The following is a 695-nucleotide window of genomic DNA, read 5'->3' as shown; positions in this document are numbered from 1 at the left end:
TGGCGGCCGCGCGCGGCTGCCGGCCGGCGTGTTCCAGCTGGTGCAGGGCGGCTCGATCGAGGCCGGCGTGCGCCTGGTGCAGGCGCCGGCCATCGCGGCCGTGGCCTTCACCGGCTCGTTCAAGGGCGGCACGGCGCTGGCCAAGGTGGCCGCAGAGCGTCCGCGCCCGATCCCGTTCTACGGCGAGCTGGGTTCGGTGAACCCGCTGGTGGCGCTGCCTTCGGCGCTGCAGGCCAACGGCGCCGCGCTGGCCGAGACGCTGGCCGGCTCCATCTGCCTGGGCTCGGGCCAGTTCTGCACCAGCCCCGGCGTGATCGTCGTGCGCCAGGACGCCTCGGGCGATGCCTTCGTGCAGGCCCTGGCCGACAAGCTGCGCCCCCTGGCGCCGCACGCCATGCTCATCCCCCGGCATCCGCGGCGCGTTCGACCGGGGCGTGGCCGCATGGCGCGGCCACGGCAAGCTCCGGGCCCTGGTGAGCGACACGCCCGAGGCCGGCGCCACGCCGCGCCCGTTCCTGGGCGAAGTGCAGGCGACTGACTTCATCGCCGACCCTGCGCTGCACGAAGAGGTCTTCGGTTCCGCCGCGCTGGTGGTGCGCGTGGCCTCCATCGAGGAGACCGTGGCCGTGCTGCAGGCCATCGGCGGCTCGCTCACCGTCACGTTGTGGGGCGCCGATGCCGACACGGCCGAACAC

1 protein-coding gene is annotated in these 695 nt (G+C 74.7%); it reads left to right on the top strand.

Going from position 1 to position 695, the window contains the following annotated elements:
• The coding region (locus AC27KI_RS26565) for an aldehyde dehydrogenase family protein (RefSeq protein WP_487116872.1) at positions 1 to 538 on the top strand (538 nt) is incomplete at its 5' end.
• Positions 539 to 695: the final 157 nt, after the last annotated feature.

The sequence above is a fragment of the Acidovorax sp. KPB24-03 genome (assembly GCF_057546605.1).
This window is presented reverse-complemented; position numbering and strand designations above follow the sequence as displayed.